A 26,940-nucleotide genomic window follows, 5' to 3' on the forward strand; every position below is an offset into this window, starting at 1 on the left:
TCGTGCGCCGTGCGCCTGGGACGAGAATGCGTTCCAGGCGCGGCAAACATCGCCTTTCAACCACTGTTTTCACAAAACGCTATTCATGCCTCCGGCGGAAGTTTATCCCGGAGGCATGGTCGTTTCCGATTATCCTTCATATGTTTTATAACACAAATCTACAGACGAAATACACGGCTGATTAAATATTCATAATATTAATAAGAATAAGAATTTCCCAATAATTGAATCGACGTGTCAAGGAAATAATGTTCAGATGTACATTAGGTAACAACTACGAAGTAGAAGTTGCTTTTGTAATCTGATATGATTATTTAAATACGGTAATATTTTACCGTCTAGCTTTGCTGACGATTCCTCATCGGCTTACATCGAGCCATCGAAGCGCAAGTCTGGCGAACCCCTTCCGGAAGACCTGCTTTACCGATCCAGAAGATCGTCTTTGCTCCTGCGGAGATTTCTTCGGGAATTCGCACGCACATGCGTATTGGCATTGGCCAATCACGCCGTGTAACGCGTTCGTTTGCGTTCGGGCTTTTTGCGCCCGTATATCGCTCGATCTCCATTTTTAAAACGCCTGTGCGGTTGATGCCGTATGTCACCGGCTTTCGGCTTTTCAATCGCACTGACAAGTTGGAAAGACTAATGTTTAAAAATACACCAGCTGCAAAATTCGAAGTTAGCGAAACTCAAGCCGCGGTACGTCGTAAATTTCTGACATCGTTATTGGCCGGTGGCGGCGCACTCGTGCTTGCCGCATGCGGTGGCGGAAGTGATACGTCCAATCTTGATTCAGTAGCGGACAGAAGCAGGCGTGGCGGCTCGAATTCAAATTCGGGCGGCGCCAGCAGCCCGACCGGAGCGAGTGCGCCGACTGGTGCCAGTACGCCGGCGGATACCAATGGCGTTATTCTCGACACGTCTTTCGGCGTAAAGGGAGATGGAACCACCAATGATCGCGCTGCACTCCAGCGGGCTATCGATGGTTCTGTCGGGCAGATATTGCTGATTACCGGACAGAGCCGGATCGATTCGGCTGGCCTCGATCTGCGGACCAATAGCCACGTGCGTTTTGCAAGTGGCGCATCGATCAAGTTGTTGCCGCACAACACCGATACCTATGAAATCCTCCGGTTGTCGGATGTGAATAGCGTCACGCTCGAAAGCCCTTATCTCGACGGCAGCAAGGAATTGAATTCGGCGAAGTCGGGTGAATGGGGAATGGGGATTTCTCTCAATGGGGCAACGAACTGCACCATCACGTCGCCGACCACGATTAATTGCTGGGGCGACGGTATCTATATCAATAACAGCGATACAAAAAGCGGTTCGTATAGCAAGAACATCACGGTCAATTCTCACCACGCGAGCGGATGCCGTCGTCAGGGCGTATCGATCATCAGCGGCAGCGGGATCGTATTCAATAGTCCGCTGTGGGAAAACATCTGTGGGACGCAACCCGGCGCCGGTCTCGATATCGAACCGAACGACAATACCGCTATTCTTCAAAATATCCAGATCGTCAGCCCGACGACGGCCAATTGCGCGGGAGGCGGGATCCTCATCTACTTTGGAGCTTTCCCCGGTCCGGTCAGCAAGACGGTCAGCATCAGCATTACCAATCACACGGACACGACGAGTCCTGGCGGCTCATTCAACGTCCAGGGTCTCAAGCTGAATGGCTACGTCGTCAACGGGTCGATTACCAGCGCCAATCCGGTCTGGAAACGGGCGATGAGCCTGGAAGACTGGGACAAGGGTGGCCCGACGGTGACAGTGACCAACGCGCACATCGGGTAATGTAGGTTTTCGCCCGTGGGCGCGATGCCGCAACGGATCGCGCCTTCGCCATGCTCGGGCCTTGCCGGCATCCCATGCGCCTGCGCTGGGGTTGCTGGCGGCTCGCAGCACTGCCGCCGCGTCGACCAATAGGGCCGGCAGGCGGTTCCTTTCGCTGCTACCTGAAGGCAGCGGGCCGCTCGTCTCCACGGCTGCGCATCGCGACAGCTCCGCGAGCCGTTCGCCCAAGCAAACCTTTCGTCACGACCTGAGCGCCAGACTCAAACGACCGCTCCGGCTACATGCGCATTTCACCCCGCCTCTCAGACAGTAATACGGCGATTCGCCGTGCATACTGCTGCCAAATAGCCTATCCGCCGCCCTCGCAATCGATTGCGCAAAACCATAATCGGTCTGGTAGGACATTATATGGTTTTCCCTATTATACAAAAGCCAATTTCCACTTTCGAAAGGTGCGTCAGGCCGCTTTGGTGAATGTTCTCTATCCTGCTTATCTCGATAACGCCTGGGATTAATTTGTGTGCACTATCGCGCATACTTGGCAATCCCTTGTGCCGTATCGTTGCGTCTGAGAAAAGGGCAATTATAAACAAATCGCCCCGGGGAATGTTTTCCAAAGGAAAAATAACGATGAATAGTTCAAGACCAGCCGCCGCTCCAACCAGCTAATTCGTAGATAAGCCTTCCCTGCCGGGAAGTTTCTTCGAGCCGATTTCTCATCCTGCGATCAATCCCATATTGGTCGCGCGCGGAACGAGAGGGGCGCGGATTCCCTTGCGGGAATCCGCTTGCCTGCGCGGTCATAGAAAATCACGTGACGAGACGTGTCCATGAAACATAAAAATCAAGCGTCAGAGGCATTATTCGAACGTAACGATGAATTCGATCCTGGATCGATCATCGACACGCTGATGAATCACCGCGTGATGATCGCCGTGACGACAATGCTCTTCATCATGATGGGCGGTCTTTACGCGTTCTGCGCTACGCCTGTCTATCGAGCGAGTATCTCGATCAAGGTGGAGGACAACACCCCGACCACACTGCCGGATGCGAAAGACCTGGTGCGCAATGCATCGTCGATGTTCGAGGAAAAATCTTCGGCTGAAGGCGAAATGCAGATCCTGAGATCGAAATCCATCGCCATGGAAACGGTGGATTCGCTCAAGCTCTATATTGACGCCGGGCCGAAACGCTTTCCGGTGATCGGAGGCGTGATTGCGCGTTACAACGACACACGCCTGACGCCAGGACTCTTTGGCTGGGGCGGCTTCGTCTGGAGCGATGAAGCAATCAGCGTGGCGACGTTTGAGGTTCCCAAGAAAGAGGAAGGCGCCGGGTACACCGTCACCGCTTTGTCCGGCGGCCAATACCAGTTGCGCGGGCCGGGGCTGGAGCAGCCGGTCACCGGACGGGTCGGCGTCCAAGAGCAATTCGAAAGCAGCCACGGACCGGTCACGTTGCTGGTGAGCAAGCTCGATGGCGAGAATGGGGCTGTGTTCAATCTCACGCGGCACTCGCGCCAGCAGACGCTCGAGCAGTTGCAAAAGCGCCTCCAGATCGACGAGCAAGGGAACAAGTCCAACGTGCTTGGCGTCCTGCTTGAAGGAAGCGATCCGGTTCTGGTGAGCACCGTACTCAACGAGATCGGCAAAGAGTATGTGCGGCAAAACGTGAACCAGAAGGGCGCCAACGCCGAGAAGTCGCTGAACTATCTTGAGCTGCAGCTGCCGGCCGCGAAGCACCAGATGGAGCAGGCGGAGGAAGCCTACAACGCTTATCGCAACAGTCACGGTCTCCTGGACGCGGACGAGGAGGGCCGGCTCATCTTGAGACAGGCCACCGAAGCGGACTCGCGCCTCTACGACCTGAAGCGCCAGCGCCAGGACCTGACCGCTCGCTTCTCGCCCACGCACCCGAGCGTCGCGGCGATCGACCAGCAGATCGCCAGCACCAACAAGTACGTCGAGACGCTCGCTTCACGCGTCAGGGCCATGCCGGCGGCGGAGCAGGGTGCGCTGCGCCTGATGCGGGACATGCGCGTGAGCTCCGACATGTACGCGGCGTTGCGTAGCAACATCGAAACCTTGCGGCTGGTCAAGGCCGGGAAGTCCGCGTCCGTGCAATTGCTCGATACCGCGGACGTCCCCGAGCGCCCGGTCAAGCCGGTGAAGTCGCTGTTACTGCTGGTCGCGGCGGTGCTGGGGCTGTTCATCGGTGTCGGGCTCGCCTTCGTGCGCGACTACCTGTTCAAGGGCGTGGCCGATCCCGAAGAGCTGGAATCGCGCACCGGCCTGAGCGTGTACGCGACGATCCCGGTCAGCGACCGTCAGGACGAACTGACAAGGAAGATGGCCATCAAGGGTCCCGAGAAGCTGGCTCTGGCTTTCCAGTATCCGAAGGACCCGGCTGTAGAAGCGCTGCGCACGATGCGCGCATCGCTGCAATTCGCGCTGAACGGGGACCGCAACAATGTGGTGATGCTCGCGGGACCGTTGCCGGGTATCGGCAAGTCGTTCCTGTCGGCCAACCTCAGCACATTGCTGGCCGCAGGCGGAAAGCGCGTGCTGCTGATAGACGGCGACTTGCGCCGCGGCCATCTGAACCAGTACTTCGGTTTGCAGCGCGGCCCCGGACTTGCAGACCTTGTCGCCGGTACTCGTTCGCTCGAAGACGCCGTGCACAAGAACGTTCTGCCGAATCTCGATGTCCTGCAGTGCGGAGACTATCCGAAGGACCCGGCCGAGTTGTTGTTGAGCCGCCATTTCAAGGAGACCATCAGCGCCGTTTCAGAGCAATACGACATTGTCTTGCTCGACGCGCCCGCCATCCTCGCCGTCTCCGATACTGCGACCATGGCGCCCGTCGCCGACTCGATCTTCCTGGTCGCGCGCTTCGCCGATACGCGTGCTGGCGAGATATCGGAATCGGTCAAGCGCCTGGCGCAAACCGGCTCGAAAGTGGAAGGCATCCTGCTGAACGGATTCAAGGTGAACCGCGGCAATTACGCCCAGTCACGCCGGTACGGCGGCTACGCATACGAGGCGTACTACTCCGACTCGGTCACGAAATAACGCGCGCTCGAGCTCTGAGGCAAGGTCGTACTGAACCTTGCCCCAAGGCCTCGAGAAAGACGCGTGTCCATAAAAAATGGGGAGCAACAAGTCATGCATTCGCTAAATGAACTGAAAGTCGCCGTAGTCGGTCTGGGTTATGTCGGATTGCCTCTTGCCGTGGAGTTCAGCAAGCATCGCCCGGTAGTGGGCTTCGATATCAACAACGCGCGAATCTCCGCGTTGCGTGAAGGACGAGACGTAACGCTCGAGATCAGCGATGAAGAACTGGCCGCTGCCACGGGCATGAAATTCACGTCGGATATCGCGGAGATGAAGGCCTGCAACGTGTATATCGCCACCGTCCCGACGCCGATCGACGACTACAAGCGTCCCGACTTGCGACCCCTGATCGGCGCCAGCGAAACCATCGGCAGCGTGCTGAAGAAGAACGACATGGTCATCTATGAATCGACCGTCTATCCGGGTGCGACGGAAGAGGAATGCGTTCCGGTGCTCGAGCGGATGTCGGGGCTGAAATTCAACGTGGATTTCTTCGTTGGCTACAGTCCCGAGCGGATCAATCCCGGCGACAAAACCCACCGCGTGACGGATATCAAAAAGGTAACGTCGGGATCGACGCCGGAGATAGCCGAGCTCGTCGACCAGCTGTACAGCCAGATCATTGTCGCGGGCACGCACAAGGCGAGCAGCATTCGCGTTGCCGAGGCGGCCAAGGTCATCGAGAACACCCAGCGCGACGTCAACATCGCGCTGATCAATGAACTGTCGATCATCTTCAACAAGATGGGCATCGATACCGAGTCAGTCTTGCAGGCAGCCGGAACCAAATGGAACTTCCTGCCCTTCAGGCCGGGTCTGGTGGGCGGGCATTGCATCGGCGTGGATCCCTATTACCTGACGCACAAGGCGCAGGCAATCGGATACCACCCCGAGATCATCCTCGCGGGGCGGCGGCTCAACGACAGCATGGGCGGTTACGTCGCGGCGCAACTCGTCAAGGCCATGACCAAGCGGCAGATCGGCGTCTCGGGCGCCCGGGTGCTGATCATGGGCCTGACGTTCAAGGAAAACTGTCCTGACCTGCGCAATACCCGGGTCGTCGACATCGTGGCCGAGTTGCGGGAATACGGCGTCGAAGTGGACGTCTACGATCCGTGGGTCTCGAAAGAGGAAGCCCGGCAGGAGTACAACCTGGACCCGATCGAGCACCCCGCCAAAGGCATCTACGACGCGACCATCCTGGCTGTCGCGCATAGCCGATTCCTGGAACTGGGTGCGGATGCGATCCGCGTGTTCGGCAAGGCGCAACATGTGCTCTACGACCTGAAGTACCTGCTGCCCGCGGGGGCAAGCGACCTGCGTCTCTAGCAGAACCCGCAACGCACCGCACATCACGCCATCACCCTGTGAAGGCGTGCTCATCTTATTCGGAGGGCATCGATGCCTGATCGCTACAACACCATACGGCAACGGCTCGTGCAGCGCCCGCAGCAGTGGCTGATTACCGGCGTGGCCGGGTTTATCGGCTCGAACCTGCTGGAAGCGCTGCTCAAGCTCGATCAGACCGTGGTCGGACTCGACAACTTCGCGACCGGCTACCAGCACAATCTCGACGAAGTACGCTCGCTCGTATCGCCGGAGCAATGGAAGCGGTTCAGGTTCATCGAAGGGGACATCCGGCGCATGGACGATTGCGCGAGCGCGGTCAAGGGCGTCGATCACGTGCTGCATGAGGCGGCGCTGGGTTCGGTGCCGCGTTCGGTGAACGACCCTGTCGCGACTCACGAAGTCAACGTCAGCGGCTTCCTCAACATGCTCGTGGCCGCGCGCGATGCCGAGGTCGCGAGCTTCACGTACGCCGCTTCCAGCTCGACGTATGGCGACCATCCCGGCTTGCCGAAAGTCGAAGATCACATCGGGCAGCCGCTTTCACCGTACGCCGTCACCAAGTACGCCAATGAACTGTACGCCTCGGTGTTTGCGCGCACCTACGGTTTCAAGACGGTCGGCCTGCGTTACTTCAATGCGTTCGGCAAGCGCCAGGACCCGGATGGCGCTTACGCCGCGGTCATTCCCAAGTGGACGGCCGCGCTGATCCATGGTGACGACGTCGTGATCAACGGCGACGGTGAAACCAGCCGGGACTTCTGCTACATCGACAACGTGGTGCAGGCGAACATCCTGGCGGCGATGGCGGACGAGGAGGGCAGGAACCAGGTGTACAACGTCGCCGTCGGCAATCGCACGACATTGATCCAGCTCTACGACGGCCTGCAGGCCGTGCTCGCCGAAAACGGCGTGTCCTGCGACAAGCGCCCCGTATTCGGGCCTTTCCGCTCCGGCGACATCCGGCATTCACAGGCCAATGTCGACAAGGCGGAGCGGCTGCTCGGCTACAAGAACAGGGTTCCCCTGGCGGAAGGTTTGTCGAGGGCCATGCCCTGGTACATCCAGTTCGTATTGCAAAGGTGAGTTGTCTTCACACTTGACCACAACGCGGGCGCACTTCGGCATTACCGTCGTGTCCGAAACGGATAGATCTTCTTTAGGATGGTAGTGTCGATGTCTCAAATCGCAGGTTGGCGAAGCCGTCTTCTGCAGATTCATCCTGACCATACGCGGATAGCACGGAGTGCGGTCTGGGTTTCCCTGTTCGCGCTCATCGGCAAGTCCGCGGGTGCGTTCAAGGAAATGGCGATCGCCTATCGCTATGGCATCAGCAACGTCGTGGATGCCTATCAGCTCACGCTCACACTGATCACCTGGTTGCCGGCTACGTTTGTCGCGGTCCTAAGTGTCGTGCTCGTTCCCGCATTGGTCGAGTTGCGCTCCAGACCCAAGCAGGAGCAAGCGCGGTTTCTGGGCGAACTCGACGTGATGGCGATTTTTGTCGGCGTGATCTTCGCGGTGCTGCTCTACTTCTCCTGGCCTTATGCGCTTGAGTTGATGGCGCGCAACCTGTCGGAAGAGACCCGCGTGATGTCGCGTCGAATGATGCTCGGGATGGCGCCAATCGGCATCCTGATGCTGACGATTTGCGTCTATGCAGCACGGCTCCAGGCACGGGAAAAGCATGTCAACACGCTTCTGGAGTGCGTTCCAGCGGTCGTTTTGCTCGGTTTCGTCCTGACCTGGCGCAATGCAAGCTCCCCGGCCCCATTGATCTGGGGCAGCACGCTCGGCTTCATTTTCCAGGCGGGGATATTGAGCGTGCTCTCCGGGCGGGCGGACAGACTGCGCGCGCGCTTCAGCTTTTCTCTCAGCTCGCCTCAATGGCCCCACATGTACCGCGCGGTGGGTGTGTTCATGATCGGCCAGGTCATCATGAGCCTGGCCACGCCACTGGACCAGTATTTCGTAGCAGGTCTCGGCGACGGCGCGATCGCGACGCTCGGCTATGCAAGCCGCGTGATCGCACTGCTCGTCAGCATGGGCGCCGTTGCGATCAGCCGGGCCACTTTGCCGGTTCTATCAGAGCTGTTGAGTGCAGGAGATCACGTTCGCGCACGAAGCATCGCGCTAAATTGGTCGCTCATCATGCTGGTGCTCGGCTGTGTGGTGGCGGTGGTGGCGTGGCTGCTTGCCCCGATGGCCGTGACACTGCTCTTCCAGCGCGGCGCCTTCAGCGCTGCGGACACGGTGGCGGTGTCCAGTCTGTTTCGCTGGGGATTGATCCAGATTCCTTTCTATTTCGCAGTACTGGTGCTGGTCCAGCTTTTCGCGAGCGAAGGCCGCTTCAAGGCAATGGCAGGCATCGCGACAGCAAATTTCGCGGTCAAGGCGCTTGCCAATTTCTTCCTGATTCGATCGTTCGGCATCACGGGGGTCGTGCTTGCAACCGGCGTAATGGGTGCCAGTTCGTTCGGCTGCTATCTGTTTTTCACGTTATCAAACCGGTCATCAAAGAATAAAACGGGTCCGCTATGAAGATTCTGCTGTTCATCCATTCCCTGCATTACGGCGGTGCGGAGCGCGTGGCAATGAACCTTTCGAGCGAATGGGTGGCGCAAGGCTGGGAGGTCAGCGTCGCGACGCTGACCTCCACGGCGAGCGACTTCTATTCGCTGCCCGCTTCTGTCGAACGCATCACCCTGGACTTGGCGGGCGCGACCGGCGGCCCCGCGGGAGCGGTCTCCGCGAATGCCCGCCGGATGCTGGCATTGCGCCGCGTGCTGAGGCAAGTGAAGCCTGACGTCGTTCTTGGCATCGAGACGAGGCCATCGATCCTGGCAATCCTGGCCGGCCTTGGCTTGCCGTGCAAGGTGATCGCGACAGAGCACATTCATCCGCCGATGCTCTCCGAGGGAAAGTTCTGGGAGTTCCTGCGCCGCTGGACCTACCCGCTGGCGGACAAGGTCGTCGCGTTGACGGAGAAAAGCAAGGCGTGGTTGCAGGATCACTGTCATTGCAAGGCGGTCACCGTCATTCCCAATTCGATTTCCCTGCCGATTCCTGTCGTGGAACCCGTTGTGCCGCCGCAGAAAATCGTCGGCCCGGAGCGTCGCGTCTTGCTTGCCGCGGGACGCATGGCCGAGCAAAAGGGCTTCGACATCCTGATCGATTCCTTCGCCCGGATCGCGAGCGCGTTTCCCGGCTGGGATCTCGTGATCGTCGGAGATGGTCATGACCGGCGCGCGCTCGAGGCGCAAGTGACGGTGGCGGGATTGCGCAATCGCGTGCTCCTGCCGGGCCAGGTCGGCAATATGCCTGACTGGTATGAGCGTGCCGATCTGTACGTCCTGAGCTCGCGGTTCGAGGGCTTCTCGATGACGATCGTCGAGGCGATGGCAAGCGGCTGCGCGGTGGTGAGCTTCGACTGCGACGCGGGTCCCGGAGACATCATCACGCATGGTCACGACGGCCTGCTGGTTCAGGCAGTCGGCGATCCGCAGGAACTTGCCAACGCCTTGTCGACCTTGATGAAGGATGACGAGACCCGGGCGCTCATGGCGTCGCGGGCGCGCGCTGTCGTCGATAAATTCTCCGTGGCGAGAGTCTTCTCGATGTGGCGCGACGTGTTCACGCAAACCGGCGTGAGAGTTTCCCGGACCATCGATTGTTCTTCCGTGCGGGTGACAGAGTGAGAACCGCCGCGCAAGGCCATCTCGAAGGGCGGATTTCGGATAAGGCACGCGGCTTTCGATCAACCATGCAGGCCGAGACCTGACATTCAATGAATATCGTCTTGTTCATTAGCGCGATGCAGGATGGCGGGGCCGAGAGCGTCGCTGCCACGCTGGTCAATGCCTGGGTCGAGCGGGGCGACTCGGTCACGCTCGTCGCGACCTATTCCGGGCAGAGCGCGTGCAACTACCCCGTTTCGGACCGCGTGAAGTTCGTCTACCTGGCTGACCTGGTAACGCGGCGCGGCCGCGGGCCGCTCGCCTATGTCGAACGCATGCGCGCGTTGCGCTCGCTCATGCGCGAAAGCCGTGCGGATGTGATCGTGTCGTTCCTGACCAACGTGAATATCGCGACGATCCTGGCGTCGCGCGGGCTCGGCATTCCCGTCATCGTGAGCGAGCACACGAATCCGCTTGCCGATCGCCGTTCGTTGTTATGGAGGCTGCTGTGCCGGTTTGTCTATCCGAAGGCAAACCTTCTTACCCTGCTGACCGACGACGTGGTCGCACCGTTCAGAAAGGTCGTGCCGGGCATGAAGGACATCGCGGTGATGCCCAATCCCCTGCCTGACGGACTGTTCCAGCAGCAACGGCAACCCGCCACCGCGCGCAAGCGCGTCATTTCGCTGGGGCGGCTGAACAAGACGAAGCAGTTCGACTTGCTGATTCGCGCCTTTTCATTGCTGGCCGACGAGTTCCCGGACTGGGACTTGTGGATCTGGGGAGAAGGGCCGGAGCGCGCCCCGCTGGAGGCCCAGATCGGGCAACTGCAGATGGGCCAGCGGATCTTCCTGCCTGGCAGGACGTTGACTCCGTGGGCCGAGCTGGCCAATGGACAGGTCTTTGCGATGTCGTCGAGCCATGAGGGCTTGCCCATGGCACTGATGGAAGGCATGGCGATCGGGCTCCCCGTCGTGTCGTTCGACTGCCCGAGTGGGCCGCGGCAGTTGACGCGAGACGGCGAGGACGGACTGCTCATTCCGCCGGGCGACGCGAATTCCATGGCGGCCGCATTGCGCCGCCTGATCTCGGACGATCCACTGCGCGCCGAGCTCGGCAGAAAGGCTGCCATTTCTGTTCGAGAACGCTATTCGCTGACGACGGTATTGCGTATCTGGGACGAGTTGTTCGACCGGGTCGGCGCTCGGGCGAAACCGGTCGAGTCGACGCAGTGAACCGATGGAATCGTTGCGGCCGTGACCTGCCGTATCTACTACAAAGCTCAGAAATTCAGGAGCGGACATGAACGGACGAAAAGTAGTCCTCTTTGCCAACACCGACTGGTATCTCTACAACTTCCGGCTCTCGCTGGCGGAGAAACTGCGGCAGGACGGCTACGAAGTCGTATTGCTGTCGCCGGATGGGGAATTCGGCCCCAAGCTGCAGGCACTGGGGTTCAGCTGGCACGCCATGCCGATGAATCGTCGAAGCCTCAATCCGCTGCGCGAACTGGGCGTGCTCGCGTGGCTCGTGCGGTTTCTTCAGCGTGAAAAGCCCGACCTCGTGCATGGCTTCACGATCAAGAGCGCGGTGTATGGGTCGCTGGCGAGCAGGCTTGCCGGCGTGCCCGCGCGGATCAATGCCGTCGCGGGCATGGGTTACGTATTCACGAGCCGGGATTTGAAAGCCCGCGTGCTGAGGCCTGTCGTGCGCCAGTTGATGCGGTTCGCTCTGAACGGACGGCGCAACGCGCTGATCCTGCAGAATCCGGACGACGTCGCGGTGTTCAAACAGGCGAGGATCGTCGATGACCGGGCGATACGGCTCATCAAAGGATCGGGCGTGAACTGTTCGAGGTTCGCCGCCCGACCAGAGGCCGGTGAGGAAACCCATGCCCCGTTGCGGGTCGTGCTGGCTGCTCGCTTGCTGTGGGACAAGGGGATTGCCGAGTACGTCGAGGCTGCGCGAGAGCTGGGAAGAGAAAAGCGGTCGGTGAAATTCTTGCTTGCCGGCACGCCGGACGATGGCAATCCGGCCTCTGTCCCCAGCGGGCTCGTCAAAGGCTGGGCTGACGAAGGGCTTCTCACGTGGCTGGGGCATGTCAGCGATATGCCGAAGATGCTGTCCGAAGTGGACGTCGTCGTGCTCCCGAGCTACCGGGAAGGATTGCCCAAGACATTGATCGAGGCGGCCGCGTGCGCATTGCCGCTGATCACCACGGACGCTCCGGGCTGCCGTGAAGTCGTGAGCAGCACGGGCGAAGACGGCTTGCGAATTCCCGTGCGCGACAGCGCGGCGCTGGCTGATGCGATTCGCCGTCTGGACGACGACCGGAAGCTCTGCCGGAAGCTTGGCCTGGCGGCCCGGGAAAAGGCCCTGAACGAATTCGACGAAGCCATCGTGATCAGCAAGACCCTGCGGGTCTATAGCGAATTGCTGGACCCGGCACCTCACGGGGCCGCCGTGACAAGTCATCGCGAGCGACGGATTTGAGTCTCAGATTTGCAGATATTTCTCATCGGTTTGATGAAGGAGATTGAGTGGCTATGGTCGTTCCGAAATTCATATTGCGCTTTGATGACGTCACTCCGGAAATGGCCTGGTCGCGATTCGATCCGTTCGATGAGCTTTCCCTGGAGCAGGACCTGCCGTTGCTCGTCGGCGTCGTTCCAAACTGCCTGGATCAGACGCTCGTCGTCGAGCCGGCCAGGGCCGCGTTCTGGGACACGGTGCGCGGTTGGTCCGACCGCGGCTGGAGTATCGCGCAGCACGGATACACCCACCAGTATGTCACTCGGGACCCGGGCCTCTTGCGTCTTGGAGGCAAATCGGAGCTGGCCGGCCTCTCATACGAGGAGCAGTTTTCCAAGTTGCAGGCGGGAAAGCAGATCCTCATGGAACAAGGCGTCTGGCAGCCGGTATTCATGGCGCCCTCGCATTCTTTCGACGAGGCGACGCTCCGGGCGCTGGCCGCTCTGGACTTCAAGTACTTGACGGACGGATGCGGCGTCTATCCCTATAAATTTGGTGATCTGACTGCCGTGCCTCAGCTATTTGCATCGCCGCTGCATTTTGGCTTTGGCGTGTATTCCATCTGCCTGCATGTCAATACGCTAAGCGAGGCCGAGGTCCAGAAAATCGTCGGCTTCGTGAAGAAGAACCGCTCGCGGTTCATCTCCTTTGAAGAGGCCGCGAGCGTGAAAAACCCTGTTCCCGGCGTTGCCATGGCGATGCGATTTTTGACGTCTACCCCGCTGCGTGCCATGCGCCGTTTGAGGGGCTGATTTATTGCCATACAATTCATTTGTTCCTGAGGGAGTGCACGGTGCGCAATAGCCGGAGAGCAGTAAATGCTTTTCTCCTGGGAAGCATGGTGGGTGCAATCAGCCGACCCCTCGTTGCAATGGCCGACGCGGTGAACAATCAGCGTCCCGCGCCGGAAGAGGTCGTCGACCGATGGTTTGGTGTCAGAGCGGATGGCAAGACCAATGATCGTGCCGCGCTTCAAAAAGCCGTCGACAGTGCGATCGGCAAGACGCTGGTCATTACGGGTCCATGCAGGATCGACGAGCAAGGGGTACACATGCGCAGCAATAGCCGCGTCCGCTTTGCGCCCGGCGCCTCGATCAAGCTGCTGCCTCACGACGCCCAGAACTATGAGGTCATTCGCATCTGGGACGTGCGACACGTCATCCTCGAAAATCCCCGCGTCGACGGCAGCAAGGAGCTGAACACCGCAACCGGGGGAGAGTGGGGCATGGGCATATCGATTGCCGGAAGCACCGATGTGACGATCGTTTCACCCACTACGATCAATTGCTGGGGAGACGGAATCTATATCGCGAACAGCTTCGCGAGCGGCCTGCCCTACTCGAGCGACATCAGGGTCATGAATCACCATGCTTCCGGATGTCGCCGGCAAGGCGTGTCGATCATCAGCGGCAGGAATATCCTGTTCGATCGCCCTGTGTGGGAAAACATCGCCGGTACGCTCCCGTCTGCCGGGCTCGACATCGAGCCGAACGGAAACACCGACGTTATCGAAGACATCCGGATCGTCAATCCGACGACACGCAACTGCCAGTTCGGCATTCTCGTCTGGCTGGAGGCACTGCCGGGAAGCAGGGAAAAGTATGTCAGCGTCGTGATCAGCGGACACAAGGATGAAGGCAGCAGGGAAGCGGCCTACAGCGTATCCGGTTTGAAGACGAAAGGCAGCGTGGTCACCGGCTATATCACGAGCAACTCGCCGACGTGGATTCACCCCGGGAAAGACGCGTTTGTCAGCACCGACTATGACCGCGCGGGCCCGAGGATCGACATCTCGAACCCGACGATCATCAGGTAAGCGCCGGTCAAGCGCGTGACGCTCAACGCGTCACGCGCTTCGCACGCAGCAATGTTGCGTACATGTCCCGATACTTTTGCCAGCAAACGGCAATGGAAAAGGATTCGACAATCCGCTCGCGCGCACGCTTTCCCAGTGTCTTGCGCTGGTCCAGACTCAGCGTCGCCATTTCTTCCAGCGCCTTCGACAACTTGACGGGATCTCGCGGCGGGACAACCAGACCGGTGTCGCCAACGAGTTGGCCGGTATCGCCGACGTCCGTGACCACGCACGGCACCCCGCACGCCATCGCCTCGCCTACGACCGTCGGCAAGCCTTCCGTGCGCGACGAGAGGCACAGAATGTCGAACGCCGGCATGATCCGGTGCAAGTCATTGCGGGCGCCCAGCAAATGGCACGCGTCCGCCAGGCCAAGCTCGTTCATGCTATGTGCGAGTTCCTTGTTGCCGGCATCGACATCCTTTCCGACCATGACGAACTGGCAGTCCGGCACGCGTTGACGAAGCAGCGCGGCCGCATGCAGAAAGTTATCGTAGTCCTTGGCAGGATTCGAACGCCCCACAATGCCGATCAGTATCGAACGGGAGGGCAGGCCAAGCGAGCTCAGGAGCGTCGCCCTGGCGGCGGCATCCGGTACGAACTTGCGAACGTCGAAGCCGTTATGAATCACCTGCATCTTGGAGCGTTCATAACCGGCTTCGACGTGCGTCTTGTATGACGCATTGGCGCAGCAAACGACCGAATCCGGCACATGGTTGGAAACCATTGCGCAAAGTCGTGCAAGCGTCCTCAAAAGGCGCCCGACCTTGGCCGTGGGCACTTCGGTCCGATGGACGCCCCAGACGAGCGCGAAGCGATGGTGAAGCCCACGGACTCGAAATATCAGCCGTGCCAGCAACGCCGCGACGCCGCCGAAAATATCCGCGTGATACATCCATGTCTGGACGACATCGGGACTGGCATCGACAATCCACCTGGCGAGTCGGATCAGGAATAGCGGATTCGGAATGCCCGGCTGCATTCCCAGAAATTTGACTTCCGCTCCCGCCGCACGAAGACGGTCCGCCATGGTATCCAGGGAGGACAAGGAAATGATGACGTGCGTACCGCCGGAGGTGCGCGACTCCGAAACAAGGTTCAGCAACAATGCTTCGGCGCCACCCACACCGAGACCAGAAATTATATGGACGATCTTCATTTTGTTCGCACGGTGTGAAATCTGCTTTCTATTTTTTCCAGTCATCTAAATCAGCTTTTGTTATCCGCGACACGCTCAAATCGATCCAACGATCGATGTATTCTGGGTTGCCCCTTAAACTGCCGTGTCCTTTTTGAAATGCGTTTCGACCGTGATAAGCCAGTTTGGAAGACTAAGTGATTGGTCAGGCATTTGACCGTTCGGCACCGAACACAGATCGGCCCGGCTGCCGGCGGCAATGCCGGATACGATTTCTGGTTATACAAATCAAAAACGTGCGGCGTACGTCACAGGCATTCTCATTCTCGAGTCGCAATAAAGCTTGTGTGCCGTTCCGCTCGTTACGTCCAACAAAAAGCTGATAGCGTTGCGGTGCGTGAGGCGAGTCGAGTACCAAGGCCGTGAAGCCCGAATACCATCGCCGATTACCGAGCCTGGTGCGTGAGAAGGGCGCTTCACGTGAAGCACACTTGAGCGACATAACAATGGACAAACTCCTCCAGCTTGCGAAGGGCTGGGAAGCTGACCGGCAAAAAATATGAAAATGGCCGAACGACTCGACTCCAAGCTCCAGATTCATCCGACGAGCTACAAATGGTTGCGCCCTTCCATGCTGGGATTCCTGGCGTTGTCGGCGATCATCTTGTGCATGCTCGCCCTCGGCAACCGAGACCGGTTGCTCGATCAGGACAATTATGTTGCGTACTTCAGGGAAGCCGATCCGAGCTGGTTTCTTCATCTTTGGGCAAATAGCCGGTCAGTAGGCCTTTTCCTGGCAAGGACGATCACCGACGAGCTCGGCTGGCGGCTCTGGGTGCTGGGCATCGATGCACTGGGAGTCGAACCCCAAACCGCGGTGCGAATCACGGTCGTGGTGCTGAACGTCCTCATGGCGCTCGCGCTCAGCCGAACTCGCCGGCCGCTACTCGGCCTGCTCCTGTGGGTGCTTATTCCCACCGGCCTTGCAACGGTCGGGCTGTTTCAAATCCGGCAGGGATTTGCGTTGGCGATTGCGATGTATTTCGCGATGTGCCGGCAGCAGCCCGTCCGGGGAGCGCTTCTCGCCAGCATCGTTCACACGACATTCGCATATCCGGCCTTGTTCCTGATTCTCGCGCGCGTTCTCATGAAGCGAAGCAAGCGGCTGGCAATCGCCGGCGTGATCGGTGCAGCGCTCGCTATGTCGCTGGCGTCAGCATGGCTGTTCAAGACCTTCGGCGGACGTCGGCTCGAGGAGTACACCCAGCAAGAAGAATTCACCCTGAACTTCCTGATAGCGCTCACCCTGTATCTGATCGTGCCGGCGCTCGTGCTGTTACTTCGTCGGAAAAATCTCGATAACACGACGCGCGAAAAGGTCATCCATCAAATAGCGATCATGCATATCGGGCTGATCGCGTTCCTGATCGTTTCCTTCTTCGTATATCCATTCGGGACGCAGCGAATTGTCTACTATGGGCCGCTGTTGCTGGCCTTTCTGATACCGGAGATCCGCATCAAGAACTCGATGGTCCTGTGGACCGTGGGCTTTATATTGGCCATCGCGGGCTACGACGTTATCAAGAACTATTTGCTGGGCACTTACCGGTACTTTCTCTGAGCGTTTGTCGAACGGCAACTTGACGCTCTTTGCCTGACGGCAAGACCTACCTGCCTTAGATCTGGTTTCGCCCGGATATCGTCGATTCCATAGGGACGGCGTGACGGCGCCGTCTGCGTTGTCACAACGTCAACGGCGGGTCAAGCCCGATTCGTTTTACGTCGAATGTGAAAGCGCGCAGTTGTCATTTCATATGCTCGATTCAACCGGTCGATGAATCGATGCGCGCTCTATCCGCGACGAACGACGCAAATCATCGTCTTATCATATTCTCATGGAGGCATCGCATAAGGAGAAAGTGGAATCAGGTCGAACCTGATCGCTAACACTTGGAAGACACACTGCCAACCAGTACTCCGCAATTACGCTGATTTGTCGGTTCAAAAAATCATTGCACCCGGGTTGTGTTGGGAATGCCATAGAGTCGGGGTCTCAAATGAGAGACGGTGTGAATTCACTAACCTTGTCCTACAGTTTTTATTCAAGCGACAAGATATATAAAAATTTTCTCCGTTAATTTTGGAGTCGCACAGAGATGTTCAATCTTGCGCTTGGCTTCGTAGCCTCATTCCTGGTTATATTTTTTATCGTGCGCAGTTCGGGACTGCACGGATCGCTTTCGATGGACCACGATTTGCACGGCATCCAGAAGAACCACGCCTACGCAGTGCCCAGAATCGGCGGAGTAGGGATTGCATGCGCCGCGGCCATCACTCTGGTCGCGCAGCCCCTGTGGGCGACCAACACCGGCACGGGCAATCTGCTGCTCCTCTTGTGCGCCGTGCCGGTGTTCGCCGGTGGCATCATCGAGGACATGACCAAGCGCGTGAGTCCGAGAGTGCGTCTGCTGTGCGCGCTCGCTTCGGCGCTCGCGGCCTGCCTCGTCATGCAGGCGACGCTCACGCGGGTGGACCTGCCGCTCGTCGATGAGTGGCTGCGCATCATGCCGATAGGAATCGGCTTCACGATGCTCGGGGTCGCCGGGCTGACGAACGCGGTCAATATCATCGATGGCTTCAACGGACTCGCGTCGGTTCTGACCATGCTGATCTTCGCGTCGATCGGCTATGTCGCGCACAGTGTCAACGACTGGCTCGTCATGAGCATGGCGCTGACGATGATCGGGGCTATCGGCGGCTTCGTGTTCTGGAATTTTCCGGTGCCTTCCGTCTTCCTCGGCGACGGCGGCGCTTATTTCGTCGGCTTCATCATGGCGGAGCTGCTGATACTCCTGATCGTTCGCAACCCGAGCGTGTCCGCATGGTATGGGATGGCCGTCGCGATCTATCCGGCCTTCGAGACGCTCTTCTCGATCTATCGCCGCAGGATCGTGCGTGGAAGGCCGGCGGGAGATCCCGACGGACTTCATCTGCATACGCTCGTGTACCGGCGTATCGTGCGCAAAGGTCTCGACGCGGGCAATCTGCGCCAGCGCGCGCTGCGTAATTCATGCACCTCGGTCTACCTGTGGGTGCTGAGCCTCGTCAGCATCGTTCCCGCTACGTTTTGCTGGGGTTCGCCCGCCGCGCTCGCAGGGGCGACCGTCGCCTTCGTCGTGCTCTACGTCTGGCTCTATGTGGCGATCGTGCGCGCCAAGACACCGCGCTGGCTGATGATCACGGGCCACGCCCCGGTTGTCGCGCCGCGTCCGCGTGGGGCGGAGCGGCCGCGCAACTGATGCGCGAGCCTGTCGCCGGGCGCCGCACTCATGCGGCGCCCGGCGTTTTCATTTCCGCTTCCAACGTATCGAGTATTCCTGATGATCGAGCGACACGCACGATTGCCCAAAGCGGCGCGTTGCGAGTTCGAAGTCACGCCGATCGTGTTCACGGATGCACACGATCACCGTGTGAAAGCGGGCCCTGGATTGACTCGGCGCAGCGTGTTCCTTAACCGCTTCCAGATCCCATCCCCGACGCAAACGCTTGCGCCATCATGACTGTGCGATCCCCTGTCGCTATCCAGTCACAGTGTGTGAGGACGTACGTTAATCAGACGAAACCCCATGCACCATATCGTCAAAGAGGAGACCGGCGAAACGGCCTTGCCTGATCGCGCCGAAGACCCAAGACAAAAAGAACCGATCTTGCGCACGCCACGCTTCACGGCGTGACGCAAGACACCCAGTTGCGCTGTGGCATTGTGAGACGACGCAGATCGTCCCGGACCGAACATGGGGGAGTCACTTTATCGCAGAGGAACCAACGAGTCATTCATCAAAACGCGAGTGGACGCGCGCCGGTTTGCCGGCAGCACCGTCCGCCGCACGGGGACAGCAAGAGACCACCGCGTCAGGATAAAAGCATTGACAACGAGCCACTCCGGGGAGTGACCAACATGCTGGCGCGGGCGCTACCATGAGAACAAAAATGAACCACGGATACGAAGCATCGCTCGTCAAGCGAGTGGTTAATCAACTGGTGACCGGCATCATCAATGGAGACTACAAAGGCAACCTGCTTCCTCCGCAGATCCTCTTGTCGAAGCAACATGGCGTCAGCCGCTCCATCATGCGCGAAGCGCTCAGCATCCTGATCTCGCGCCGGATGCTCGAAGTCAGGCCCAAGACGGGCACTCGCATCAAACCCACGAAGGAATGGCTGATCATCGATCACGAAGTCGCGGAATGGCGGCTCCGCGCGACGCCCGATCCGGAATACCTGCGTGGACTGATCGAATTCCGGAAGCTCGTCGATCCTCGCGCGGCCTCGCTCGCGGCCACTCGCGCGAACCGGCATCAGCGCATTGCAATCGCCGCCACGTATCAGAACCTCGTGTACGCAGGTGCGGACATCGCCGCACAGCAGGCAGCCGAAGACGCGCTGCAAGCGGCGATTGTCGATGCGAGCGGAGATGAACTGCTGAGGCAAATGGGCAGCGTCGTGCGCATGGGCCTGAGAGCCATGCAGCCGATTTCCCGTATGCACGCGCTCGCGCACGATTCAAAACTCGCAGACTACGGGAAGGTCGTGCGCGCGATCGAAGGTGGCGACGCGGATGGCGCGAAGGCGGCAATGATGCGGCTTCTCACCCTCAGCGCCGAGCAGTTGCTTGTGGAAGCGGCTTGAGCTGACGCCGGGCATCGTCGGTAAACTGAAACTGCCGCGCTCGCGCTCGTTCCGGCTTGCCGCCCGGTTTCAGCAAAAGCCGCTATTCCCTTTCGCTGTGAGCGCGCTTTGTGCGCTGGTTGAACCGGACGATTTAATCCGGATTCCTTGAAGAAAATGTATGCGCAAAGCAACGCACTGTTCAAGCCCGATGTAGCATGCTTTAAAAAAATCCGCGCGATGCTGACGACAGTGCGAGTCGCGACCGGAATCAAACCATCGTCGGAGGACGAATATGTGTGGAATCGTGGCGGGGGTCGCGGAACGCAACATCGTTCCGGTATTGCTCGAAGGCTTGCGGCGGCTGGAATACCGTGGCTATGACTCGTGCGGTGTCGCAGTGCTTCGGGACGGCGCTCCGCAACGCGTGCGCAGCCTGACGCGCGTCCGCTCGCTGGATCGCGAGGTCCGCGAGATGGGCCTCGAGGGCGCGACTGCCATTGCACATACGCGTTGGGCGACGCACGGCGCGCCGGCGACCCAGAACGCGCATCCGATCTTTTCGAAAGACGAGATCGCGATCGTTCACAACGGCATCATCGAGAACTTCGAAGCGTTGAAGAGCACGCTGAGCCGCGCCGGCTATGAATTCGTGAGCCAGACGGACACGGAAGTGATTGCCCACCTGATCCACAGTCACTACCGTGGCGATCTCGCGGACGCGGTGCGCAACGCCGTGGCCGAACTGCGCGGCGCCTATGCGATCGCCGTCTTCAGCAATACCGAACCGGGGCGCGTGGTCGGAGCGCGGTACGGCTCGCCGCTCGTGATCGGGCTGAGCGGCACGGAATCGTTTCTCGCGTCGGACCCGCTTGCGCTATTCGACGTCACCGACCGTTTCGTGTTACTCCAGGACGGGGATATCGCCGATCTTTCCCCCAGTGGCAACCGGATCATGAATCGCGATGGCCAGATGGTCGTGCGCGAGGCGCGCACCCTGCGCCAGCCGCCCACCGAGGCCGCGCTCGGCCCGTACCGGCACTTCATGCAGAAGGAAATCTTCGAGCAGCCGCTCGCCGTGGCCAAGACGTTCCCCCGCAAGAGCCCGTTCGACGCGACCCTCTTTGGCGCTACAGACCCGCATGCGTTTGCCTCGGTCGACCGCGTCCTGCTGCTCGGTTGCGGAACGAGCCACTATTCCGCGCTGACCGCCAAGACCTGGTTTGAATCGATCGCAAAGATTCCGACGCAGGTCGAGATATCGAGTGAATACCGCTACCGCGAGACGATTCCCAGCACGAACACGCTGGTGGTGCCGGTTTCGCAATCGGGCGAGACCGCCGACACGCTCGGCGCCCTGATGCACGCGCAGTCGCTCGGTCACGACCATACGCTCGCGATCTGCAACGTGGCGACGAGCGCGATGGTGCGGCAATCGCGCTGGTCCTTCATCACGCAAGCGGGGGCGGAGATCGGTGTTGCGTCGACCAAGGCGTTCACCACCCAGCTCGTGGCGCTCTTTCTCCTGGCGGTGACGCTCGGGCGCTTGCGCGGGCACGTCGACGAGCAACAGGAAGCGAGCTATCGCTCACAGCTCTCCGGGCTCTCCACGGCGCTGCAAAGCGTGCTCGCGCGCGAACCGCAGATCATCGCGTGGGCGCATGAGCTTGCGCGCAAGGACGATGCCATTTTTCTCGGCCGCGGATCGCACTACCCGATCGCCATGGAAGGCGCTCTGAAGCTCAAGGAAATCTCGTATATCCACGCCGAGGGCTATCCGGCCGGCGAGCTGAAGCACGGACCGCTTGCGCTCGTGACCGAGGCAATGCCGGTCATCGTGAGCGCGCCGAACGATGCCTTGCTGGAAAAACTCAAGTCGAACATCCAGGAAGTCCGCGCGCGAAACGGACAGGTCTATGTCTTCGCCGATGCGGGGGCGAACCTGTCGAGCGAAGAAGGCCTGCGCGTCATCCAGATGCCGGAATATTACGGGGCGCTGTCGCCGATCCTGCACGTCCTGCCGTTCCAGTTGCTGGCTTATCACACGGCGTGCACGAGAGGCACCGACGTCGACAAGCCGCGCAACCTCGCCAAATCGGTGACGGTGGAATGATGCGCGGGTCGCGCTGCGAGTTGAGTTGATGACGATCCATAAAGACAATCAACAATGAGCAACATACGGGTTGGGCTTCTCGTCGAAGACATGGCAGTCCCGGCATGGGTGAATCACATGCTGGGGCTGATCGCCGCGGAAAAGGGCATCGAAATCGCCCTGATAGTCAAGTACGCGTATCAAGCTCCGCCGGCGGCGGAGATCGATTCGCAAGGCAAGCCGTGGCTGTTGTCACTGTGGATGGCGCTCGACAAACGGCTCGTCAAGGTCAGCCATGACGCGTTCAGGAACGAGTACCTGTTGTCGGCGCTGCCGGAAACCCCGCTCTTGAATGCCAAGGTAGAGAGCAAGGAATGCGGTGACCATTTCGACCCTCGCGACCTGGCGACAATCGCCGGCTACGATATCACCGTGTTCCTGCGGCTCGGCCCGCTGCGGCCGTGCGGCGAGATCTTCGATACGGCTTCCTGCGGCATCTGGTCGTATCGGCATGGCGACGAACCTGTCGAGCGCGGCGGACCCGTCGGCGTGTGGGACGTTCTGCTGGACCGGTCAACGACGGCGTCCGCCTTGCAGTTCCAGACCCGCTCAGGCGAGCGCGAGCACACGCTGCAAAGATCATGGTCGATGACCTACCCTGTCTCGATTCACAGGAACCGCAGCCATTGCTACTGGAAGACGCTTTCGTTTGCGCCGCGCAAGTTGCGTGAACTGAGACAGATCGGCGAAGAAAATTTCCGGCTCAAATACACGAAGGCCGAAGCGGCTCCGGCGTTCTACTCCGGCGAGAAAATCGCCGAGCCGACCAGCGGCGCTTATGGCAAGTTCATCGGCCAGCTGTTGGCGCGAACCGCCGCGAAGAAGGCAAGCGGCCTGCGTACCTTCGAACAGTGGATGCTCCTTTATCACTTCGGCGATGAGGACGATCTGCCGGAGCGTCTTTTCGAGTTCAAGGAACTGCTGCCGCCGAAGGACCGCTTTTGGGCGGACCCGTTTGTCGTCGAAAGAAATGGCGAGTATGCGGTCTTCATCGAGGAACTCGAGTACTCGAAGAACAGGGGACATCTGTCGGTTATCCGGTTCGATGCAAACGACCAGCCGGTATTGCCCCCGGTCAAGATACTGGAGCGGCCCTATCACCTGTCCTATCCTTTCATGCTGGAGGAGGACGGCGAGCTCTACATGATTCCGGAGACGAACGAGAGCAAGGCCATCGAGCTTTATCGATGCACGAGTTTCCCCGATAAATGGGAACATGTGATGAACCTGATGGATGACGTCATGGCCGTGGACACGACGATCTGGCGTCACGAGGGAAAATACTGGCTCTTCGCCTGCATGCGGGAAAGCGAGCACGCGCCGTTGTCCGATGAACTGTTCCTGTTCTGGTCGGATACGCTGTTGACTCAGGACTGGCATCCTCATCCATGCAATCCGATCGTGTCCGACATCCGATGCGCCCGCCCCGGCGGGAACATCTTTCAGCATCAGGGGCAGTGGTATCGGCCCGCGCAGGATTGCAGCGGGAAGTACGGGCGCGCCATGTCGTTTCAACGTATCGACGCGATCGACGAGACGACCTACACGGAAACGCCCGTCAGCCGGATCGAGGCGAACTGGGACGCAAGCATAGACCGCGTTCACACGTTCAACCGGGCCGGGCGATTGACCCTCATCGACGGGATGAAACGGCGCAGGTAATTCGGTGGCGCTTGAAGCATCGCGTCTGCCACGTCCTGCGATCCTGTCATTTGCACGATCAGTCAATGAATCTGCTAGCCAGCATCCCGCTCCCGCCAGGGTGCCCGCCTGACCTTTCGCTGTGGCGCGTCGATATCGCATTCGATGCAGGGCTCGATGACGAGAAGTTCTCAGGATTATCCGAGGGCGAGCGTGCCCGCGCGAAGTCGTTCCATCGTATAGGCGACGCGTTGCGCTTCGCGACGCTTCGAGCGGCACTGCGCGAGCTGCTCGCCGAGCGCGTCGGCGTGATGCCGGAACTCGTATCGCTGGCAAGCGGACCGTTCGGGCGACCGGTATCGTGCACGAACAGTCTCTCGATTTCAACGTGTCGCACTCCGGCAGTCATGGACTTATCGTCCTGTCTTCCGGGAGGCGGGTCGGCGTGGACATCGAGATGCATGCAACGGATTTCGACTGGCGCACGGTCGCAGACCTTGCGCTCGACCCGCGAGAGCGCACTCACATCGAGCGACTGGATGCTCACGCACAGTTGGAGGCGTTCTACGAGATCTGGGTGATGAAGGAATCGATTCTCAAGGCTGCGGGCGTGGGCTTGGCGGAGGACCTTCGACATCTGTCTGTATCGCCAGGACGGGATGGCAGCACGCCGAGGCAGTACCGCTTATCTGAAAATGCGGCTTGCTTTCAAGCCGCCACGCTGCCCGCTCCCAGCGGCTATGCAGCCTGCGTTGCCTGGGAAGTTCGGTTAGACGGAAAATAGCGGCGAAACGCGCGCGCGCGACATTGCGATGTGTCATCGTGATCCGGCTGCCGTTCATCTCCCCGGCTTTACATCGACCCGCGAAGGCGCCCCGCAGATAATGCGGGACATCCCCATCACAGCATCGCGCTATGTTCTGGGCGGCGGCCTTCGTGAACATCCGGCTAATCGGCGTGGTTACTTTTTATACTTCCGCCCGTGACGGACCGTGACGATTGAGTTTCCCAATATCTCAATTCAGACGCGGTATTAGCTTTGACTTGCTTCAGTGCGGAAAGCAACTGATCGTATTGCTCGCGCTCTCGAATTGCTCCGCTGCGAACCAGCGCGCAGAGAAAAAGAACGAAGATAAGCCATATCGACACGATAAGGATTACTGTGGATGTTGCTCCCATGGCGAGCCCTTTATAGACGTAAGAAGCGATTTTTATGAGGCGCGAACGACCTGGGTAGCGTTCAACTCAAGCGGCTCGAACTTGGCGCCTTGAATGTTACGATTGGCATTATGGTCTCCTTTTTTAGGAAGCATTTGATACTGACTTTAGAACTAATGCCATGCCATTTCTGCGGCGTCGGGCACACAGTGAATATCCAGCGAAGAATAAACCGACAAATAAGCTCTTCGTAAAGGGCGCCTCGGCTTTAAGGATCGCAGCTCGGTCCTGGTGCCCTGCATGCCCGTAACGGGGCCGACCGACGTCGCGACGAGATCAGTCTGAGGAGGAGGAGGTCGAGCGGGCGTTCTCGAGCGCTTGCCGGGCGCGGTCGAGTGCTTTTCCAACGGTCGCTTCTCCACCGTTATCGGTGTCTGCCGGGCGGTTAAGCAGCCTTACTCGAAGCTGTTCGTTGAGAGCAAACATAAGTCGTCAATGTGTTTGCTTCGGTCGCACACAATCTTTTTCGAGGCGTTCTGCAAAATCGGCTTTATAAGGCCGACAACTCGCAACATATCGTTTGTTTTCAACGCGTTAAAAAATTTATCAAGCCTCCTGGTTCGGCTTGGCACAGCCTGTGCGTATGTAGCTGCGAGCGCAACGATTAGTGCTCCCACCCACCGAACCAACTAGGAGATTCATCATGGCCCTGACGATCGCAAACCTGTCCATCGACAAAGAACTTGACCGCGCTGAAATGGGCGCAGTTCGTGGCGGCAGCTTTTTCCAAAACAACGGCGTGAATGCCAACTCTGTCAGCGGCTTCTCGTTCGCCAGCCCGCAGATCAACGTCGCCCCGGTTACTCAAGTCGACGCATCGCAGCACACCAAGCTGGACCTGACGACCGTCACGAACTCGATTAATAACCTTGGTGGCCTGGTTAAGGCTGCACAGTTCTAAGCGCAACGATTATCTTTCCCAACCCAACCGAATTACCCAGGAGATTCATCATGGCCCTGACGATCGCAAACCTGTCCATCGACAAAGACCTTGACCGCGCTGAAATGGGCGCAGTCCGTGGCGGCAGCATTTTCCAAAACAACGGCGTGAACGCCAACTATAACGGCGGCTTCTCGTTCGGCAGCCCGCAGACCAACGTCGCCCCGGTGACCCAAGTCGACGCATCGCAGCACACGAAGGTGGATCTCACGACCATCTCGAACTCGATTAACAACCTTGGTGGCCTGGTCAAGGCTGCACAGTTCTAAGCGCAACCATTAGTTTTCCCAACCCAACCGAATTACCCAGGAGATTCATCATGGCCTTGACGATCGCAAACCTGTCCATCGACAAAGGACTTGACCGCGCTGAAATGGGCGCAGTTCGTGGCGGCAGCATTTTCCAAAACAACGGCGTGAACACCAACTCTAACGGCGGCTTCTCGTTCGGCAGCCCGCAAACCAACGTCGCCCCGGTTACGCAAGTCGACGCATCGCAGCACACGAAGGTGGATCTCACGACCATCTCGAACTCGATCAACAACCTTGGTGGGCTGGTCAAGGCTACCCAGTTCTAAGCGAAACGATTAGCTTTTCAACCCACCCGAATTAACTAGGAGATTCATCATGGCCCTGACGATCGCAAACCTGTCCATCGACAAAGAACTTGACCGCGCTGAAATGGGCGCAGTTCGTGGCGGCAGCATTTTCCAAAACAACGGCGTGAACGCCAACTATAACGGCGGCTTCTCGTTCGGCAGCCCGCAGACCAACGTCGCCCCGGTGACCCAAGTCGACGCATCGCAGCACACGAAGGTGGACCTCACGACCATCTCGAACTCGATCAACAACCTTGG

At 59.1% G+C, this 26,940-nt stretch carries 21 protein-coding genes; 20 read left to right on the plus strand and 1 reads right to left on the minus strand.

What is annotated here, in order from left to right:
- Positions 1–480: 480 nt before the first annotated feature.
- From AWB68_RS26365 to AWB68_RS26410, 10 genes are all read left to right on the plus strand, one after another.
- A complete protein-coding gene (locus AWB68_RS26365) occupies positions 481–1,800 on the plus strand; it encodes a right-handed parallel beta-helix repeat-containing protein (RefSeq protein ID WP_235028514.1) in 1,320 nt (439 codons plus the stop codon).
- A gap of 830 nt (positions 1,801–2,630) precedes the next feature.
- Entirely contained in the window at positions 2,631–4,874 is a 2,244-nt protein-coding gene (locus AWB68_RS26370; protein ID WP_087647285.1) for a polysaccharide biosynthesis tyrosine autokinase, read from the plus strand.
- A 93-nt stretch (positions 4,875–4,967) separates the two neighbouring features.
- On the plus strand, positions 4,968–6,245 hold the full coding sequence (gene tviB, locus AWB68_RS26375) for a Vi polysaccharide biosynthesis UDP-N-acetylglucosamine C-6 dehydrogenase TviB (RefSeq protein WP_087647286.1): 1,278 nt from the start codon (positions 4,968–4,970) through the stop codon (positions 6,243–6,245).
- Positions 6,246–6,317: 72 nt separating this feature from the next.
- Entirely contained in the window at positions 6,318–7,349 is a 1,032-nt protein-coding gene (locus tag AWB68_RS26380; RefSeq protein ID WP_087647287.1) for an SDR family oxidoreductase, read from the plus strand.
- A gap of 90 nt (positions 7,350–7,439) precedes the next feature.
- Positions 7,440–8,804, plus strand: a complete 1,365-nt coding sequence (murJ, locus tag AWB68_RS26385) for a murein biosynthesis integral membrane protein MurJ (RefSeq protein WP_087647288.1) — start codon at positions 7,440–7,442, stop codon at positions 8,802–8,804.
- A complete protein-coding gene (locus AWB68_RS26390) occupies positions 8,801–9,961 on the plus strand; it encodes a glycosyltransferase family 4 protein (RefSeq protein ID WP_087647289.1) in 1,161 nt (386 codons plus the stop codon). The genes murJ and AWB68_RS26390 overlap by 4 nt, the downstream gene beginning before the upstream one ends.
- Positions 9,962–10,050: 89 nt before the next feature.
- A complete protein-coding gene (locus tag AWB68_RS26395; RefSeq protein ID WP_087647290.1) occupies positions 10,051–11,175 on the plus strand; it encodes a glycosyltransferase family 4 protein in 1,125 nt (374 codons plus the stop codon).
- Between the two features lie 67 nt (positions 11,176–11,242).
- On the plus strand, positions 11,243–12,433 hold the full coding sequence (locus AWB68_RS26400) for a glycosyltransferase family 4 protein (protein WP_087647291.1): 1,191 nt from the start codon (positions 11,243–11,245) through the stop codon (positions 12,431–12,433).
- Between the two features lie 53 nt (positions 12,434–12,486).
- Positions 12,487–13,224 (plus strand): DUF2334 domain-containing protein, encoded by a 738-nt coding sequence (locus tag AWB68_RS26405; RefSeq protein ID WP_087647292.1) that lies wholly within the window; start codon positions 12,487–12,489, stop codon positions 13,222–13,224.
- Between the two features lie 131 nt (positions 13,225–13,355).
- The gene (locus tag AWB68_RS26410) at positions 13,356–14,288 is read left to right on the plus strand and encodes a right-handed parallel beta-helix repeat-containing protein (RefSeq protein WP_235028515.1); all 933 of its coding nucleotides are present in this window, start codon (positions 13,356–13,358) and stop codon (positions 14,286–14,288) included.
- A gap of 22 nt (positions 14,289–14,310) precedes the next feature.
- Here AWB68_RS26410 and AWB68_RS26415 read toward each other — a convergent pair whose 3' ends face one another.
- Positions 14,311–15,531 (minus strand): glycosyltransferase family 4 protein, encoded by a 1,221-nt coding sequence (locus tag AWB68_RS26415; RefSeq protein WP_327383305.1) that lies wholly within the window; start codon positions 15,529–15,531, stop codon positions 14,311–14,313.
- Positions 15,532–16,024: 493 nt separating this feature from the next.
- On the opposite strand from AWB68_RS26415, the gene AWB68_RS26420 reads away from it, so the two are divergent.
- The 10 genes from AWB68_RS26420 to AWB68_RS26465 all read left to right on the plus strand — a co-directional run.
- Positions 16,025–17,086 (plus strand): EpsG family protein, encoded by a 1,062-nt coding sequence (locus AWB68_RS26420; RefSeq protein WP_087647295.1) that lies wholly within the window; start codon positions 16,025–16,027, stop codon positions 17,084–17,086.
- Positions 17,087–17,621: 535 nt separating this feature from the next.
- Positions 17,622–18,764, plus strand: a complete 1,143-nt coding sequence (locus tag AWB68_RS26425) for an MraY family glycosyltransferase (RefSeq protein WP_087647296.1) — start codon at positions 17,622–17,624, stop codon at positions 18,762–18,764.
- Between the two features lie 691 nt (positions 18,765–19,455).
- Positions 19,456–20,154, plus strand: coding sequence for a FadR/GntR family transcriptional regulator (locus tag AWB68_RS26430; RefSeq protein WP_087647297.1), 699 nt, complete (start codon positions 19,456–19,458; stop codon positions 20,152–20,154).
- 274 nt (positions 20,155–20,428) lie between these two features.
- Positions 20,429–22,246, plus strand: coding sequence for a glutamine--fructose-6-phosphate transaminase (isomerizing) (gene glmS / locus AWB68_RS26435; RefSeq protein WP_087647298.1), 1,818 nt, complete (start codon positions 20,429–20,431; stop codon positions 22,244–22,246).
- Positions 22,247–22,300: 54 nt separating this feature from the next.
- Positions 22,301–23,947 carry a glucosamine inositolphosphorylceramide transferase family protein gene (locus tag AWB68_RS26440; RefSeq protein WP_125483044.1) on the plus strand — a complete coding sequence of 549 codons (1,647 nt, stop codon included), beginning with the start codon at positions 22,301–22,303 and terminating at the stop codon, positions 23,945–23,947.
- A gap of 424 nt (positions 23,948–24,371) precedes the next feature.
- Entirely contained in the window at positions 24,372–24,710 is a 339-nt protein-coding gene (locus AWB68_RS49680) for a 4'-phosphopantetheinyl transferase family protein (protein ID WP_235028516.1), read from the plus strand.
- Between the two features lie 1,077 nt (positions 24,711–25,787).
- A complete protein-coding gene (locus AWB68_RS26450) occupies positions 25,788–26,045 on the plus strand; it encodes a hypothetical protein (protein WP_087647300.1) in 258 nt (85 codons plus the stop codon).
- A gap of 50 nt (positions 26,046–26,095) precedes the next feature.
- Positions 26,096–26,353, plus strand: a complete 258-nt coding sequence (locus AWB68_RS26455) for a hypothetical protein (RefSeq protein ID WP_087647301.1) — start codon at positions 26,096–26,098, stop codon at positions 26,351–26,353.
- A gap of 50 nt (positions 26,354–26,403) precedes the next feature.
- Complete coding sequence (locus AWB68_RS26460) at positions 26,404–26,661, plus strand: hypothetical protein (protein ID WP_087647302.1); 258 nt, start codon at positions 26,404–26,406, stop codon at positions 26,659–26,661.
- Between the two features lie 49 nt (positions 26,662–26,710).
- On the plus strand, positions 26,711–26,940 hold a 230-nt coding region (locus tag AWB68_RS26465), incomplete at its 3' end, for a hypothetical protein (protein WP_087647303.1).

The sequence above is a fragment of the Caballeronia choica genome (genome assembly GCF_001544535.1).
GTDB lineage: Bacteria > Pseudomonadota > Gammaproteobacteria > Burkholderiales > Burkholderiaceae > Caballeronia > Caballeronia choica.